This window comes from Leclercia sp. W6, assembly GCF_003336345.1.
Taxonomy (GTDB): Bacteria; Pseudomonadota; Gammaproteobacteria; order Enterobacterales; family Enterobacteriaceae; genus Enterobacter.
This window is the reverse complement of record NZ_CP031104.1, coordinates 2,986,897-3,002,270: the sequence shown is the minus strand read 5'-3', so window position 1 is coordinate 3,002,270 and position 15,374 is coordinate 2,986,897. Positions and strand designations below refer to the sequence as shown.

18 protein-coding genes and 3 tRNA genes are annotated in these 15,374 nt (G+C 55.3%); 7 read left to right on the top strand and 14 right to left on the bottom strand.

Going from position 1 to position 15,374, the window contains the following annotated elements:
• Positions 1 to 87 precede the first annotated feature (87 nt).
• From opgB to DVA43_RS14640, 8 genes are all read right to left on the bottom strand, one after another.
• Positions 88 to 2,379, bottom strand: coding sequence for a phosphatidylglycerol--membrane-oligosaccharide glycerophosphotransferase (gene opgB, locus DVA43_RS14675; protein ID WP_114317149.1), 2,292 nt, complete (start codon positions 2,377 to 2,379; stop codon positions 88 to 90).
• Between the two features lie 215 nt (positions 2,380 to 2,594).
• Complete coding sequence (locus DVA43_RS14670) at positions 2,595 to 3,104, bottom strand: DUF2501 domain-containing protein (protein ID WP_114315953.1); 510 nt, start codon at positions 3,102 to 3,104, stop codon at positions 2,595 to 2,597.
• An 82-nt stretch (positions 3,105 to 3,186) separates the two neighbouring features.
• Complete coding sequence (gene dnaC, locus DVA43_RS14665; RefSeq protein WP_103823160.1) at positions 3,187 to 3,924, bottom strand: DNA replication protein DnaC; 738 nt, start codon at positions 3,922 to 3,924, stop codon at positions 3,187 to 3,189.
• Positions 3,921 to 4,466 (bottom strand): primosomal protein DnaT, encoded by a 546-nt coding sequence (gene dnaT, locus DVA43_RS14660; protein ID WP_103823161.1) that lies wholly within the window; start codon positions 4,464 to 4,466, stop codon positions 3,921 to 3,923. Before dnaT ends, dnaC begins: the two co-directional genes overlap by 4 nt.
• Before the next feature lie 105 nt (positions 4,467 to 4,571).
• Positions 4,572 to 5,000: an organic hydroperoxide resistance protein gene (locus DVA43_RS14655; protein WP_103823162.1), complete on the bottom strand. Its 429-nt coding sequence runs from the start codon at positions 4,998 to 5,000 to the stop codon at positions 4,572 to 4,574.
• A 30-nt stretch (positions 5,001 to 5,030) separates the two neighbouring features.
• Positions 5,031 to 5,672 carry a TetR family transcriptional regulator gene (locus tag DVA43_RS14650; protein WP_114315952.1) on the bottom strand — a complete coding sequence of 214 codons (642 nt, stop codon included), beginning with the start codon at positions 5,670 to 5,672 and terminating at the stop codon, positions 5,031 to 5,033.
• Positions 5,673 to 5,738: 66 nt separating this feature from the next.
• On the bottom strand, positions 5,739 to 6,212 hold the full coding sequence (locus DVA43_RS14645; RefSeq protein WP_103823164.1) for a threonine/serine exporter: 474 nt from the start codon (positions 6,210 to 6,212) through the stop codon (positions 5,739 to 5,741).
• Positions 6,203 to 6,979, bottom strand: a complete 777-nt coding sequence (locus tag DVA43_RS14640; RefSeq protein WP_103823165.1) for a threonine/serine exporter ThrE family protein — start codon at positions 6,977 to 6,979, stop codon at positions 6,203 to 6,205. The genes DVA43_RS14645 and DVA43_RS14640 overlap by 10 nt, the downstream gene beginning before the upstream one ends.
• 435 nt (positions 6,980 to 7,414) lie before the next feature.
• On the opposite strand from DVA43_RS14640, the gene DVA43_RS14635 reads away from it, so the two are divergent.
• Together DVA43_RS14635 and bglJ are read left to right on the top strand one after the other, a co-directional pair.
• Entirely contained in the window at positions 7,415 to 8,146 is a 732-nt protein-coding gene (locus tag DVA43_RS14635) for a response regulator transcription factor (protein WP_103823321.1), read from the top strand.
• Positions 8,146 to 8,781 carry a DNA-binding transcriptional activator BglJ gene (bglJ, locus tag DVA43_RS14630; protein WP_103823166.1) on the top strand — a complete coding sequence of 212 codons (636 nt, stop codon included), beginning with the start codon at positions 8,146 to 8,148 and terminating at the stop codon, positions 8,779 to 8,781. The genes DVA43_RS14635 and bglJ overlap by 1 nt, the downstream gene beginning before the upstream one ends.
• Before the next feature lie 41 nt (positions 8,782 to 8,822).
• On the opposite strand, the gene DVA43_RS14625 is transcribed toward bglJ, so the two are convergent.
• The gene (locus DVA43_RS14625) at positions 8,823 to 9,281 is read right to left on the bottom strand and encodes a YbaK/EbsC family protein (protein WP_114315951.1); all 459 of its coding nucleotides are present in this window, start codon (positions 9,279 to 9,281) and stop codon (positions 8,823 to 8,825) included.
• Positions 9,282 to 9,608: 327 nt separating this feature from the next.
• Between DVA43_RS14625 and DVA43_RS14620 the strand changes: the two genes are divergently transcribed.
• Positions 9,609 to 10,952, top strand: coding sequence for a PTS sugar transporter subunit IIC (locus DVA43_RS14620; protein WP_114315950.1), 1,344 nt, complete (start codon positions 9,609 to 9,611; stop codon positions 10,950 to 10,952).
• A 55-nt stretch (positions 10,953 to 11,007) separates the two neighbouring features.
• Here the strand turns inward: DVA43_RS14620 and fhuF are convergent, their stop codons facing one another.
• Positions 11,008 to 11,796, bottom strand: a complete 789-nt coding sequence (fhuF, locus tag DVA43_RS14615; protein WP_114315949.1) for a siderophore-iron reductase FhuF — start codon at positions 11,794 to 11,796, stop codon at positions 11,008 to 11,010.
• A 156-nt stretch (positions 11,797 to 11,952) separates the two neighbouring features.
• On the opposite strand from fhuF, the gene DVA43_RS14610 reads away from it, so the two are divergent.
• Complete coding sequence (locus DVA43_RS14610; RefSeq protein WP_103178163.1) at positions 11,953 to 12,183, top strand: DUF1435 domain-containing protein; 231 nt, start codon at positions 11,953 to 11,955, stop codon at positions 12,181 to 12,183.
• Positions 12,184 to 12,222: 39 nt separating this feature from the next.
• Here the strand turns inward: DVA43_RS14610 and DVA43_RS14605 are convergent.
• From DVA43_RS14605 to rsmC, 4 genes are all read right to left on the bottom strand, one after another.
• Positions 12,223 to 12,308 (bottom strand) — tRNA-Leu (locus DVA43_RS14605).
• Positions 12,309 to 12,339: 31 nt separating this feature from the next.
• Positions 12,340 to 12,425 (bottom strand) — tRNA-Leu (locus DVA43_RS14600).
• A gap of 29 nt (positions 12,426 to 12,454) precedes the next feature.
• Positions 12,455 to 12,541: transfer RNA gene (locus DVA43_RS14595), tRNA-Leu, on the bottom strand.
• Positions 12,542 to 12,682: 141 nt separating this feature from the next.
• Complete coding sequence (gene rsmC / locus DVA43_RS14590; RefSeq protein ID WP_103823170.1) at positions 12,683 to 13,711, bottom strand: 16S rRNA (guanine(1207)-N(2))-methyltransferase RsmC; 1,029 nt, start codon at positions 13,709 to 13,711, stop codon at positions 12,683 to 12,685.
• 102 nt (positions 13,712 to 13,813) lie between these two features.
• On the opposite strand from rsmC, the gene DVA43_RS14585 reads away from it, so the two are divergent.
• The 3 genes from DVA43_RS14585 to yjjG are packed head-to-tail and all read left to right on the top strand — an operon-like array spanning position 13,814 to position 15,334.
• Complete coding sequence (locus tag DVA43_RS14585) at positions 13,814 to 14,227, top strand: DNA polymerase III subunit psi (protein ID WP_114315948.1); 414 nt, start codon at positions 13,814 to 13,816, stop codon at positions 14,225 to 14,227.
• Positions 14,196 to 14,639: a ribosomal protein S18-alanine N-acetyltransferase gene (gene rimI / locus DVA43_RS14580; protein ID WP_114315947.1), complete on the top strand. Its 444-nt coding sequence runs from the start codon at positions 14,196 to 14,198 to the stop codon at positions 14,637 to 14,639. The genes DVA43_RS14585 and rimI overlap by 32 nt, the downstream gene beginning before the upstream one ends.
• Positions 14,640 to 14,656: 17 nt before the next feature.
• Positions 14,657 to 15,334: a pyrimidine 5'-nucleotidase gene (gene yjjG / locus DVA43_RS14575; RefSeq protein WP_114315946.1), complete on the top strand. Its 678-nt coding sequence runs from the start codon at positions 14,657 to 14,659 to the stop codon at positions 15,332 to 15,334.
• Positions 15,335 to 15,374 lie beyond the last annotated feature (40 nt).

The following is a 15,374-nucleotide window of genomic DNA, read 5'->3' as shown; positions in this document are numbered from 1 at the left end:
CTTTTTATGCCCGGCGGCGCTTGGCTTGCACGGGCCTACGGTTTCCCATGCCGGGTAAGCGCAGCGCTACCCGGCACTCTCCTTCGATTACCCTTCCGCGTTCACCACTTTGATCTCCACCATACCGATCCCCAGCTGGCGCGGAGAGTGGCCGAGAATATTCCCCTCGTTGGTGGATTCCGGTGCAGGCGGAACAATCACCAGCGTGCTGCTGTGCGACGGGTTGTCGAAATGCAGCGTCGTGGTAGTAACCTCATTCCCCAGCGTCAGGGTCTGCTCTTTATCACCAATGCGTACCGGAATCGGTTTGTTGGCGTTCGGCCCCCAGGCTTTGGCGGTGATCACCAGATCGAATTTCGCCGGCAGCGGCTGGTTGTATTCGATCTTCACTTTATCACCCAGTTGGGCGTTGGACCAGCGTCCCCAGGATTCCGGGCGCGAAATGCCACTGAACTTCTTCACCTCTTCGGGCGCACCGGCCACGTTAAAGACGAAGCTGTCAGCCTTGTAGCGAATGTCATTGTCGGACACCTTGAGCATATCGACGTTGCGCTGGTAGCGATCGGTGCTGATCACCGTATCTTTAAAGGCCGTTTTGCCCTTCCACTGCGCTTTATCGACATGCTGCACGGTCTGCTCGCCGCCTAACTGGCCCTGAGAAACACACCAGTCAGTGGAGAGCGCCAGCGGTTGCGACCAGAGCTGACCCATCTTGTAGCAGCGGTCAACCCAGACGAAGTTATCCCGCGGGGCAAAGTCCGCCAGCTGGTAGCGCAGCGGAGCGGAGTATTCGCTTTCCGGCAACGGTTCGACCCGCTTATCGGAAACGCGCAGCAGCAGCGGCAGGCGGAAGTGGCTGCCGGAGAAGGCCATCATATTTTTCTGGCTGTCGATGGTGAACTCTTTCAGCTCCTTCGGGAAATTCCACAGGCGAATGACGTCCGGTTTCCACGCCAGCACTTTTTCCTTCATGTTGAGGAACACTTCAGACAGCGACTGCCCGGAGAGGCTGCTGCGGCCCAGGCCGATAAAATTATCCCCGCCGAGGATATCCAGCACCGTTGCGCCGTTATCCATGGTGTTGCGCTTCACGGCCATCACCTCCTGCTGCGGCTTATCGCCACGCAGGATAAAGAACAGGTTGCTGCGGTCGTGTTTGTTCAGCGCATCCCAGGCGGTGTTTTTCATCGCCAGATGATCGGAGGAAACCACGATCACCGTGTTTTTGAAGTACGGCGAGGCTTTGATTTTTTCGATCAGCGCCGCAATGTGCTCCTGGCTACAGCCCACCGCGCTGAAGGATTGATTGGGTTTGCCCTCAAGGGCATAGCTCTTGCGCTGGCAGGTACGGGAGATAAAGCCATCCGGGTGGTGCGTATCCACCGTCAGGGCAAACAGCGAGAAGCGTTTGCCGGACTGTGACAGCGCCTCGAATTTTTTCCAGGTTTCATCCAGCACCGTATCGTCATAGAAGCCCCAGTCGTTACGGTAGGTCGGATCCGCGACGGTGGTTTTTAACTCTTCTGCACCGTACAGATGGTCAAAACCGTGGGACTTCAGGAACACATCTTTCCCGGCGAAACGCAGGTTGGCACCCTGCATGAAATAGTTCTCGTACCCGGAGTTTTTCAGGATATCGCCGAGACAGATATTCTGCGGGAAGAAGCTCGAGACCGAGGCCGAGGCGTTGCCTTCAAACGGGGCGAACAGCGGGATGCCACACTGGGAGGCGACCATGCCGGCGATGGTGTAATCGGTGCCGGGCAGCTGCGCGGTGTGGCTAAAATCGATCCCCTCATTTTTGATAGCACCCAGCTCCGGCGCGAGATCCGGGAAGGCGTCATTATCAAAGTAGGTGCGCTCCAGGCTCTCGCCATAGATATAGACCAGGTTGAGTTTCGGGTTCGGAATGGTTTTACCCGGCTCTTTGTAATAGGCCGCAAAGTCGGGATCGCCATCGCGGGATTGGGATTTCACCAGCTCGGTGATCTGGTGAAACGCCGGGCTGGCATCCACCGAGGCGAGGGCCAACACCAGCGCCAGCAGGCTGTAGCCGAGGTGATGCGGATGATGGCGACGGCGGCGCAGGATCCAGCCCAGCAGGCCAAATACCGCCACCAGCGCAACCACCACGCCAATACCAGGAAGTATGTACTTACTAACCCCGGCGCCGGTCAGACTGTTGGTCAGGGTATAGAGGACGGCATCGTTAATGCCATCGCCGGTAAAGTAGTCACTGGCGTAGAGAGTAATGTTCAGTACGACAAACAGCCCCAGCACCAGAAGGGTGACGGCAAACCACCACGTGTTACGACCCGCTTTGCGGGAATAGATAACAACCGAGGCGATAAACAGGGCAATAGAAATGAATTCTGACAACAGCTTATCCTCAACAAAGGCATCCGCCGATCGGCGGATTAACTGTTTAATTTTTGGGTGATCCAATGTAATGGCGATGCCATCAAGCTGCAATTGTAGTGTCACGCAATTGTGCTGTTGTTAGGATTTGGTTTAGAAAATCGAATGTTTGACGGGCGTCGCTTTCTGCGGGGAAGGGGAGAAACGCCGCGGCAGTCGTCGCGGCGTATCGGGGATTAAGAGATAAAGCTCATGCCCTGTTTCAGGACAAAATCACAGGCCTGGGCTTTGACCTTCTTCGCCAGCGGCGAGTTGCCGATGGTTTCCAGATTCAGCTGTTCGCCGTTATTGGCATTCAGCAGACCCTGGATCCCTTCCAGATAGTTGGTGTCCTGCTGCTGCTCTTCCTGGGTGTCGAGACCCAGCTTACCCAGCACCTGATTTTTAATGTTGGTCGCGTCGGTCATCGAGGCCAGCTTCTCTTTGGCGCAGTACTCGAGGATCCCGGCCGCGTTATTCATGTTGCTGGCAGAGAGCGACTGGCCGCCATTGTTGAGCAGACCGGTGAGCGAGGAGAGGGAGAGGCCACCGTTCTGGGACGTTGTGGCGGTGCTGTTGCTGCCACTGCCCGCGCTGAGCTGGCTGGCGGCACTGTTAAGCGTATCCTGCCAGGAGGAGGCCGCCTGGGCTGCACCCGTCATCAGGAGGGCGCTGACTGCGGCGCTAAGAAGAAAATGTGTTTTCATAAGACCTACTCTGTCGATTGCCCGCCGGGGGGAGTGGCAGCCAGTATAAACCTCGCGACAGCGCAGAACTTGGGTAAATATCCTAATACTCTTTACCGGTAACGCGGCTGCGATAGCTTTCCCAGTCAAAAATCACATACAGGCTGTTACCGAGTTTCATGCGATCCATCACCCGCTCGCCCAGCAGACGGGTCATCTCTTCAACGTTATGGTTGGTCAGCATGCCGGTCGGGCGCTTGGAGGAGGAGCGACGATCGACAATCTGGTTGATGATCACTTTTTCATAGCGCGATTCGGTCTGCACGCCGATTTCGTCGATCACCAGCAGATCGACGTTACTCAGATCGTTCAACAGCTGTTCTTCGCTGGTCTCCCGGTTGCTGAAGGTATCTTTCATCGCCGACATGATGTCAGCCACGGTGATGATCAGCACCGATTTGCCCCGCAGCAGCAGCTCGTTGCAGATGGCCGCCGCGAGATGGTTTTTGCCGGTGCCCGGCTTGCCGCTGAAGATAAAGCTGGCGATGTTGCCGTCGAACTCTTCTACGTACTGGCGCGCCTGTTGCAGCGCCTGGAGCTGTCCCTGGGTCTCGACGTTGTAGTTGTCGAAGGAGCAGTTCTGATGCAGAGGACGAATGCCGGAGCGGTTAAAGGTGCGCTGCATCTTCATGGCGCGGTTCTCCCGTGCCAGCGCTGCTGCGCGGATCTTACCCTGCTCTTTTTGCCACGCCAGCAACTCTTCACCAGTGGTAAAGGCCGGTTTGACGTTAGCGGGCATGATCTTCTGCAGACGTTTCATCAGTTCGCCGAACTCTTTCATTTGGCACCTCGGAATCCGTGGGGGATCTGTTTATCCGGTTCTGAAAAGGTATTCACATCGCGTCTGGCCTGGTTGCCGCTGCTGGCCCGGTTGATCTGTACGCTGCGCGCCAGCTTCTGCTGCCACTGAATATGGTGAAAGACTTTCCCTTCCGCCTGCCAGTACGCGGTAAAGGCGGCCAGCTCTTCCGGGGCGACAGGCTGAGTGAGGGCAATGCCCCACAGCGCCGCCTGACGCTGGAAGTCGGGATCCGGCTGCCAGCCGTTATACATGGCGAATTTGCCCATCGGCACTGCCACCGGCGCGCTGGTGGGTTCCTCGAAGAATTGGGTATCCAGAGTGACGTCACTGGCCGGGCGCGACAGGCGCGCTTCCAGCTCCAGCAGCTCGGCCAGACGCTGCGGCGTGATGGCGTAAAAAGCCGGTGCATTGTCGGCGAAAACGGCGACAGTACCGCCTTGCGCCCTGGACAGCACGCCGCGGGGATCGTGCATAAAGGCATCAATGCCAGTGACGCTGGTGGTCAGGATTCTGGAGGACATAATACTTCTCTACTGAGTTACTGCGGACGAGATATGGGCTTATGGTAGCACAGAGAGGAGGGGGCAGGCAGGGGTCTGAAACCCGCTCCCTGACCCCCTGAAAAATCAGGAGATAATATTCAGCGTCACATCGATATTGTTGCGGGTGGCGTTAGAGTACGGGCAGACAATGTGCGCCGCATCCACCAGCTTTTTCGCCTCATCGGCGTCCATTCCCGGCAGGTGAATATTCAGTTTCGCTTCGATGCCAAACCCGGTTGGTAGCGGCCCGATCCCCACTTCGCCCTCAATAAAGGCGTCCTGCGGCATAGTGATTTTGTCGCGGTTAGCCACAAATTTCATGGCGCCGAGAAAACAGGCTGAATAGCCCGCCGCGAACAGTTGTTCCGGGTTGGTCACTTCACCGCCCGCGCCGCCCATCTCTTTGGGGACGCCCAGTTTGACATCCAGTACGCCGTCGGACGAAGTGGCGCGGCCATCACGGCCTCCGGTGGCTTTGGCTTTGGCGGTATAGACAACTTTTTCTAAAGACATGGTGGATTCCTTATCTCAGGGTTGTTTGCGCTAAGGACAGGTATAACGCAAGGCAACCTGAACCGCCATTTTTCGATAGTGTTGCCGCTGGGCCTGTTCATCGGCGCCATCCTCAAACAGCAGGGTGAAGGTATAGCTGTTAGCCACATAGTGAAAGCTGAAACTGCTGATGAGGCGGTGCAGATCCCGGGCGTTCACCGTCTGGTTAAAGAGTTGCTTCTCTTTGCCGCGTTTGAGGATGGTTTCCAGCAGATCCAGCGCGCTGCGGTTCACCTGTCGCAGCAAGGCCGACTGCTGCATAAACCGGCCCCGCTGCATGTTCTCCATGCAGATAATGCGAATGTAGTCCGGATGGTCGGCATGATAGTCAAAGGTGGTTTCCACCAGCTGCACCAGCGCTTCTACGGGCGGCATTGCATCCAGACTGAGCTGCTTTTCACTGGCGCGGATCTGGGTGTAGACATATTCCAGCACCAGCAGATAGAGGTTCTCTTTGGTCTTAAAGTGATACACCACCATCCGTTTGGTGGTGCCCGCTTTCTCGGCGATCTGCTCCATACGTGCGCCGTTAAGCCCGTACTCGGCAAACAGCGAGAGGGCGCTGAGGAAGATTTTGTCTTTCAGGCGGGAGCCGTCGCCGTTTTCCGCGTTTTCGCTGCCGGGGTTAGACACATCTGCTCCTTACTTAGCCACATGAGAGCAGAGGATTATCACCACGGCAGCGGGAGAACACAACTCTCAAACCCGGGGGCGTTTGCGGTAGAGCCACAGTCCGGGGATCGACAGCCCTATTGAGAGGGCGCCGACGATGGACGAGGCTTTCAGGAAGTTGGTCAGCAGCATAATCATCTGCGCTTCGCTGTAGCCAAAGTGACTAATTTTCACCGCCGAAATCATTGCGGTATAGGCAGAGATGCCCGGAAACATCGGAATCACCGCCGCAACGGTAAAGACCTTCGGATGGGCCAGATACCAGCGCGACCATTGGATCCCAATGCTGCCCACCAGCATCGAGGCCATAAAGGTCGACCATTCGATATTCAGCCCGGCGGTCATCATCGTCATGCGTGAGCCGTGGCCAATGGCCCCCAGCAGCGCGCACCACGGCAGGGCGCGATGAGGAACGTTAAACACCATAGCAAAGCCCACTGCCGGAATGGCCGACAGCATCATGTCCTGGGCCAGCGCCCAGAGAAAATCGATTACGCCCATCCGCGAAGCCCCCATAACGTCATGGCCATCACCACCCCAATACAGGTGGCGAGGGTGAGTAAACTGGCTATCGCCCAGCGGGCAAGGCCGGTATTGATGTGGCCTTTGAACATATCGGCCACGGCATTAATCAGCGGAAAGCCCGGCACTAGCAGCAGTACGCTGGCGGCCATGGCGATGGTCGGGGTGGTGGCAAAGCCCGGCAGCCGCAGCAGCAGGCCGGAGACCGTGGTGGCGACAAAGGCGGTGATGCAGAAGTTAATTTGTGGGTGCAGATGCCGGCCTGTCAGCACCTGACGCACGTACATGGCGAGGGTGCTGGCGATAAAGGTCACCATCGCGCCGTCCCAGCCGCCGTTGTTAAGTTTGCAGAAGCAGGCGCAGGAGAGACCCACCATCAGCGCCACCAGCCAGCGTGGATAGCGCAGCGGCTTGATCTGGCTGAAGCGTTTTTCGACGCCCTGCGCATCCAGCAGCTTGTGTTCCGCCATGATCACAATGTGTTGCACCTCGGTGACGACGTGCATGTTGATCCCACGATCGTGGTTTTTACGCGTTGAGGTCAGACACTGGCCCGCTTTAATGGTGGTCAGCACAATCGCGTTAGAGGAGATGGAGCTCTCTACGCTGTCCATCCCCAGGGCCAGCCCCAGTCGGGTAGAGAGCTCCTCGACCAGGGCGCTTTCGGCACCGTGTTGCAATAAAAAAAGGCCGCACTGAATACACAGTCGCGTAACGGCGCGTTGTGAGGATTGATCTGCCTGCATCTGTTGCCCTGAGGAGAGAGTGACGAGTGGATAGCCGGAATGTCTACTTTTAGCACACAACCCGGTGGCGTTTGCTCTGGGCCAGATCAAGGTTTAAGCAGATTAGTGCTGTAAACAGGTATTACGTTCAGCTGATTAATTATTAATTTCTATGCATTTTATATTTACATATTTATTTAATTTATATTTAGAATATCTAATTTGCTCTTTTTAAAAATATCGCGCGCCAGGGGTTAACATTGCGGCGTTATTTTGCGATATTAATGCCGTTTTGGCGGTGTATACATTTGTGATGCTGATTCTTATCGCAATCTCATTTCGTTCAGCTAATAGAAAAGGAAAGACATTACATTTTTACGTCGCCCTGTTAGACAAACAGGTATTTCAATTGGATGAAAGACGTGGAATGAACGTATGAATGGATTCGGAGCGAAAATGCCGTCATTGATCTGTAAGAGTGTAATAATAATTGGAAAGTCACCCATAATGCAGACCGGCCTCGGCAGCATTATGTCTCGCTATTTCCCGGACTACGATCGTTCATACTGTCGGACCCATGAAGAGCTGACGCTTCTTCAATTGCGTCGTGCAGGCGTGGTCATCGTTGATATTTCAGATGAACAGCGTAATTCGCGTAATATTTGCAATCAGTATCACGTATTACAAAATCAGTATCGGGATATTCACTGGATATTTTTGGTTTCTCGGGCAATTTACCCCCTCGCTGTTGAGCACTTAATGCGTCCAGAAAGCACTTTGCTATCCAACATGGAGCCCATCGAAAGTGTGGTTAAGGCTATCCGGGCGGGTAGTGAAAACGCTGAACGTATTAGCCAGACGCTATTAATCCCCGATCCAGATGATTTATATGACAATCAGGACGAAGTCATGTTGACCTTCTCAGAGCGTAAAGTATTACGCTTACTGGGAAAAGGTTGGGGTATTAATCAAATCGCCGCATTGCTGAAAAAGAGTAATAAAACGGTAAGCGCGCAAAAAAACAGTGCCATGAGAAGACTTGCTTTAACGAGTAATGCCGAAATGTACGCGTGGATTAACAGCACTAAGGGAATGAAAGAGCTGAGTTTATTCTCTGCCTATGGAGAGCAAGACGAATGGAAAAGAGCGCGCCAAAAAGACATATCGCTATCGTCGAAAAGTGCATGATGAGTGCTATGGGGCTGAAGCATCTTTTTGCCAGTCCCTCACTTAAAGGTTATGAAGTCCACCTTTTTAATAATATTAATAGTTTCCAGTCATCACTTAGTTTTGTTCCATACACGTCGTTAATTTATTCACTCTCGGATGAGCGGGAAGAACGGCGTAATTGCCTGGTCTGTATTAAGGAAGTGGCCACCACGTACGGCATGATTCAGCGAATTGTGCTCGCATCAGATGAGGCAGAAGCGAGCCTGATTAATCAGCTTTCGCCGTCACGCCTGCATGGCGTCATTCTCAAATCTGAGCCACTCGCCGAACTGCAGGAGCAACTCAGCAAAATATTGAGTGAGAACCGACGGGTCAATGACAGTCATAATAACCACTGGAATATCCATCGTGGGAGACTGCTGAGCCCAACCGAGCGCGCCATTTTGCAGTTTATGTCGTGCGGCTTCTCCATCCCGGAAATCGCCACCCGGCTCGATCGCAACATCAAAACCATTCGTGCGCATAAATTTAATGCCATGATTAAGCTCGGTGTGCGTTCCGACGTGGGATTACTGCACGCGGCGGACATCCTGACGCATTTTCCCGTCCCGGATCCCCGCAACTCGCGCTTCATGTCCCAGCACTTTTCATAGCCCATGCGAAAGTCTGCGCCAGAACGGTTCTGGCGCGGGACTTACAGGCAAACGTCTACCCATGTTGCCTGAGTAAGTTCGGCCATTCTTTCCGGAGAAATACGGACCGCGCTGTGGATCGCACCGGCAGCGGGCAGCACTTCCGCATACTGTTTTAGCGAGATGTCACAATAGACCGCCAGCGGCGTTTCCAGTCCGAAAGGGCAGACGCCACCCACAGGATGCCCTGTGATTGTCACCACCTCGTCACTGCTCAGCATCCTGGCCTTTGCGCCAAACGTCTGCTTCAGCTTTTTGTTATCAAGACGCGCATCGCCTTTGGCAACCACGAGGATCATCTCATCTTTAATTTTTAGCGACAGCGTTTTCGCTATCTGACCCGGCGCGACATTGTGGGCCTCGGCAGCCAGCGCAACGGTAGCGGTACTCTGACCCAGTTCGATGACTTCAACATCCGGGGCGTGGTCAGCAAAAAACTGGCGCACAGACTGCAAACTCATTGTTTCCTGCAGAAAATACTCTGTGTAGTCGGTCATAAGAAATTATGCTCTGTAAATATTTACCAGGTCACACACTTCTTATATCAGCGATTTCTGGATCCTCTTCACAATCACGGAAACCGGTTACAGTAACCGGTTGCAGACCATGATATGGAGATTAATACTGATTACGTCACTTCCCCTGTATCCAATAATAAGAGTCGATTATGAAACCTATCCGTTTGAGCAGTACCGCTGGTAAGCGAACCAGCAAGGTGGTGAAAGTGGTATATGGAACACCGTGCGGCGTCACAGCGCCCGAAACGATCGTCTGACAGGAGAGCCGTTATGTCTGCCAACCATGCTGCGTTTAACCTGATATTCCGATTTGTTGAAAACTATGTCAGCCCCATTGCCGGACGCATCTCCTCTCAGCGTCACGTGATGGCGATCCGTGACGGCTTTATCTCCGCGATGCCGTTTATGATTGTTGGCTCGTTCTTATTAGTGTTTGCTTACCCGCCGTTTTCGCCGGACACCACATGGGGCTTTGCCCGCGCCTGGCTGGATATGGCAAAACAGTTTGAAGGCCAGATCCTCACCCCCTTCGATATGACGATGGGCGTGATGTCCCTCTATATCTGTGCCGCTATCGCCTACAACCTCGGCAAGCACTACGTTAAGTCGCATCAGCTCGACCCCTTCATGTGCGCCATGCTGTCGCTGATGGCCTTCCTGCTGATCGCCGCGCCAAAAACTAAAGGCGCATTGCCGGTGGATAGCCTCGGTGGGACGGGGATCTTCACCGCCATTCTGGTGGCAATCTACTGTGTGGAGATGATGCGTTTTCTGAAGGCGCACAACATCGGTATTCGCCTGCCCGACCAGGTGCCGCCGATGATCAAGAACTCCTTCGACCTGCTGATCCCGGTGCTGGTGGTGGTGCTCACCCTCTATCCGCTGAGCCTGTTCATTCAGTCTGAGTTTGGCATGCTGATCCCGCAGGCGATCATGGCCATCTTTAAACCGCTGGTCTCCGCGGCGGACTCGCTGCCGGCGATCCTGCTGGCGGTGCTGATTGGTCACCTGCTGTGGTTTGCAGGTATCCACGGGGCGGCGATTGTCTCCGGTATGCTGCAGATGTTCTGGCTCACCAACCTGGGGATGAACCAGACCGCGCTGGCGCAAAGCGCGCCGCTGCCGCACATCTTTATGGAGGCGTTCTGGACCTTCTTCATTGTGATTGGCGGCTCCGGGGCGACGATGGGGCTGGTGTTCTGCTATCTGCGTAGCCGTTCGGCGCACCTGCGTTCTATTGGACGGCTGAGCGTGGTGCCGAGTATTTTCAACATCAACGAACCGGTCATCTTCGGGACGCCTATCGTGATGAACCCGGTGTTCTTTATCCCGTTCCTGCTGGCGCCAATGGTCAACGCGGTGCTGGCGTGGGCGGCGATGAAGCTGGATCTAATTGGTCGCGTGATTTCGGTGGTTCCCTGGACCGCTCCTGCGCCGGTGGGGGCTGCCTGGGCGCTGGGCTGGGATTTCCGTGCGGCGATCCTGGTCCTGCTGTTAGCGATGGTTTCCGCCATCATCTACTACCCGTTCTTTAAGGTCTACGAGAAGCAGCTGCTGGCGCAGGAGGCCGAAGAGGCCCAGCGTGCAGAAGAAGAAAGTCAGCAGGTCGCGTAATAAAAGCAAAACGGCAACCCTCGGGTTGCCGTTTTCATCTATTGGACCTGACAAACTACTTCAGCGTGCAATCGCCGCACTGCTGAACGTCCGGCAGGCGATAGCGCTGACAGCAGGTACGACGCACCAGCAGGCCGTCGCGTGGAACAACGGTGCGGTAAAGCGGGTTGTCACGCCCATCGGAGAGCTGGCGGGCAAAGAAAATCGCCTGACGCAGCGCGTCCACTTTCTCATCCCCCAGCAGGGGTTTCATTTCGGTCAGATACCAGTGAATTAAATAGCCGGTATTGCTCCAGATAAGTTTGCCGTTGATCTCACCCGTCGCTTCCAGCACGTCAACCACCGGGACCAGGGCGCGCGTCACCAGCATTTCCATACGCTGCTGGGGCGACAGCGAGGTTGCCTGGCTGTCTTCCTGAACGTCGATCCAGAAGCAGGCCGCGCGTCCGGTTTCGTGAAACTCAACGTGGAAATGTTCCGGGGAAATATCCAGCGCCACATCCTGGGTCAGCAGGGCCAGCATCATCGGTGGAACCATCAGCCCGATATACCACTGTGCCCACAGCGACAGCAGCGGCTTGTTTTCCCGCGCCATCGTGGGCTGGTTGCGGTAAATATGATCGGAGTAAGTCGCCAGCAAAGACTGCAGTTCGGCAGGACGCTGCCACTGCGCCAGCGTCATGGCGTGATGAGGATGGGGTTCGTCCAGCTTGATGACATCCAGCAGATAGGCACGCGTCTGACCGATAGCGTCACGCATCGCGTCCGCAAGCCCTGAAGGCCTGGTCGACAGCGGCGTTTGCCAGATAATATTCTCAACAGCGTGTGCGGAACGTGTGGCCATAAGTTAGCTGGATAAAAATCTAAATGATAATGATTGCCAATCCTAACTATAGATAAAACCGTGCGCAAGGCTTTTTACACATCCGGCCTTAACGCTGACAAATGAGAAAATCTATCATATGATATTGGTTATCATTATCGATTTGAGAGACGAATCATGTTGAGCAGAGCGTTGGGAAGTGGATGGGGCGTGATACTGCCGGGGATGGTCATGGCCGGGCTGGCGTGTACCGATCTGTCGTTAGCGGTCTGGAAAGTCATTATCGCGTCGGGCTTGCTGATTTCATCCGCCATGATCTGGCATAAACAACTGCGGCATTTCGTGCTGCTGCCATCATGTGTTGCGCTGATTGCGGGAATGTGGGTGCTGGTAATGAATCTGAACTAACGGGAGAAGAAGAGAGAAAAGCAGGAGAGATAAGATAATTGGTGCGAGGGGGGGGACTCGAACCCCCACATCCTAAGGACACTAACACCTGAAGCTAGCGCGTCTACCAATTCCGCCACCTTCGCACAGTCATCTTATTTTTTGATATCGCCTCGTTGGTGCGAGGGGGGGACTCGAACCCCCACATCCGTAAGGACACTAACACCTGAAGCTAGCGCGTCTACCAATTCCGCCACCTTCGCCCAGTGCGAGCAATATCAATCATGGTTATTGGTGCGAGGGGGGGGACTCGAACCCCCACATCCGTAAGGACACTAACACCTGAAGCTAGCGCGTCTACCAATTCCGCCACCTTCGCAGACCATCGATACAGTAAAAGTATCGTAACCACGGAGGCGCATTCTAGATGTTTTCAGCTTTTCGTCAACAGATAATTGTGCGGGAGTTATTATTTGCTGCAAAAATGGCCTGAACGGGCGGCTCAGGCCAGCGGGAGACGTTACTTCTTCGCCTGGCGGGTCATGATGGCGCGGTAGATCTTAAAGCGGCCAGTTTGCGCCAGCACTTCGTGGAAGCCGAAGACTTCATCCAGCACTTTCGGGTACGGCAGGAAGGCGTTCGCCACGATGCGCAGCTCACCGCCGCTGTTCAGATGGCGTACCGCGGTACGAATCAAGGTCTGCGCGGCTTCGAGGCTGGTTTCCACACCGTCATGGAATGGCGGGTTGGAGATAATCATATCGAAACGGCCGGTGACGTCGGAGAGGACGTTGGAGGCAAAAACTTCGCCCTCAATGCCGTTGGCCGCAAGGGTCGCGCGGCTGGCTTCGATGGCGGATGCGCCCACATCGGTGAGGGTTAAACGCACTTTCGGCGAGTGGCTTGCGAGGACCGCGGAGAGCACGCCTGCGCCACAGCCGACATCCAGCACTTTACCTTTGGTGTGCGGCGTAAAAGTGGAGAGCAGCAGCTGGCTGCCCACGTCCAGACCGTCGCGGCTGAAGACGCCCGGAAGGGTTTTGATGGTCAGGCCATCCAGCTGATATTCACCCCAGTATTTTTCCGCGTCGAAGGTCGGTTTTTTGTCCAGACGGCCATGGTACAGGCCGCAGCGACGGGCGCTGTCGACTTTGTTCAGCGTGACGTACTCCGCCAGCATCTGCTCGGCGCTGCGCACGCCGCTGCGGTTTTCACCGATCACGAAGATATCGCAACCCACCGGCAGGAGGGAGAGCAGGTTCATCAGCTGGAACTGGGCTTCGGGTTTGTTCTTCGGCCAGTAGTAGATCAGCGTATCGCAGTCGGCCACGTCGCTCTGCTCAGCCACCAGGCTGAAACGGACGCGCTCACCCATCTGACGGCTCAGGACCTGCCAGTGGTGATACTGCTGGGTGTGCGCACGGCTGTCGGCGCACTCGAAACGGGCAGGCAGGTCATCCTGCATATCTCCGGCAAACAGAATACGGCTTTGTTCGAAATCATCACTGTGACGCAGCAAGACTTCACTTGCCGGGGTAAATGCAGACATGAATTGTTCCTCAATAAACACAGGCGGGGATTATAGTAGGTAGATGGCGCAGATTCGACACATTTGCTATATTTGCGCGCCTGACAGACAGGAGTTTTCGCAATGGCATCCCGACGAGACAGGCAACTACAGCAACTGGGCATCACCCAGTGGGCGCTGCGCCGCCCGGCGGCCTTGCAGGGCGAAATCGCTATCTCGCTCCCGGCGCATATTCGTCTGGTGATGGTGGCGCAGAGCCTGCCCGCGCTGAACGAGCCGCTGATCGCCGACGTACTGCGGGCGCTGAGGCTGAGTGCCGATCAGGTGCTGCAACTGACGCCCGATCGCGTGGCCATGCTACCCGAGGGCAGCCGCTGCAACAGCTGGCAGCTTGGCGTAAGAGAAGAGATTGCTCTGGAGGGGGCGAGTATGGCCTCTCCGGCGCTGGACGAACTTAACGTAAACCCGGCGGCACGTCGCGCGCTGTGGAAACAAATCTGCGAACATGAACACAATTTCTTCCCTCACGACGACTGATTTAGCGCAGGCTTTTGAGATCGAAAAACGCGCCCACGCCTTTCCGTGGAGTGAAAAAACCTTTGCCAGCAACCAGGGTGAGCGTTACCTGAACTATCGGCTGGATGTCGATAACCAGCTGGCGGCATTTGCCATCACGCAGGTCGTTCTGGATGAAGCGACGCTGTTTAACATCGCTGTGGATCCTGCTTTCCAGCGCCGTGGGCTGGGCAGAGAACTGCTGGAACATTTAATTCTCGAGCTGGAAGCCCGAGACGTGTTCACGCTGTGGCTGGAAGTACGGGCCTCGAACGTCGCCGCCATCGCACTCTATGAAAGCCTGGGCTTCAATGAGGCGACGATCCGCCGTAACTATTACCCCACCGCAGAAGGACGTGAAGACGCCATCATCATGGCTCTGCCGCTTGGATAACTAAAAAGGTTGTAACAATGAACTGGGACTGGATTTTCTTTGACGCCGATGAAACGCTGTTTACCTTCGATTCGTACGGCGGCTTACAGCGGATGTTTCTCGACTACAGCGTGACCTTTACTGCTGAAGATTTCCAGGCTTACCAGATGGTGAATAAACCGTTGTGGGTGGATTACCAGAACGGGGCGATCACCGCGTTACAGCTGCAGCACCAGCGTTTTCAGGGGTGGTCGGAGCGCCTGAACGTTCCGCCAGGCGATCTGAACGACGCCTTCCTTAATGCAATGGCTGAAATCTGCGCTCCGCTGCCGGGCGCCGCGTCGCTGCTCGCCTCCCTGAAAGGCAAGGCGAAGCTCGGGATCATTACCAACGGCTTTACCGCGCTCCAGCAGATCCGCCTTGAGCGGACCGGTTTCCGTGACTACTTTGATTTATTGGTGATTTCAGAACAGGTGGGCGTGGCAAAACCGGCCCCGCAAATCTTTGATTATGCGCTGGCCCAGGCCGGAAACCCTGACCGGGCGAAAGTGCTGATGGTGGGGGACACGGCGGAGTCGGATATCCTTGGTGGGATGAACGCCGGGCTCTCCACATGCTGGCTGAACGCGCACAACCGCACCCTGCCGGAGGGGATCACACCGACCTGGACCGTGACCTCCCTGAGCGAACTGGAGCAACTCCTGTGTAAACATTGATTGCCTGCCCCCCATTGATGGGTAAAATAGCCGCATTTTC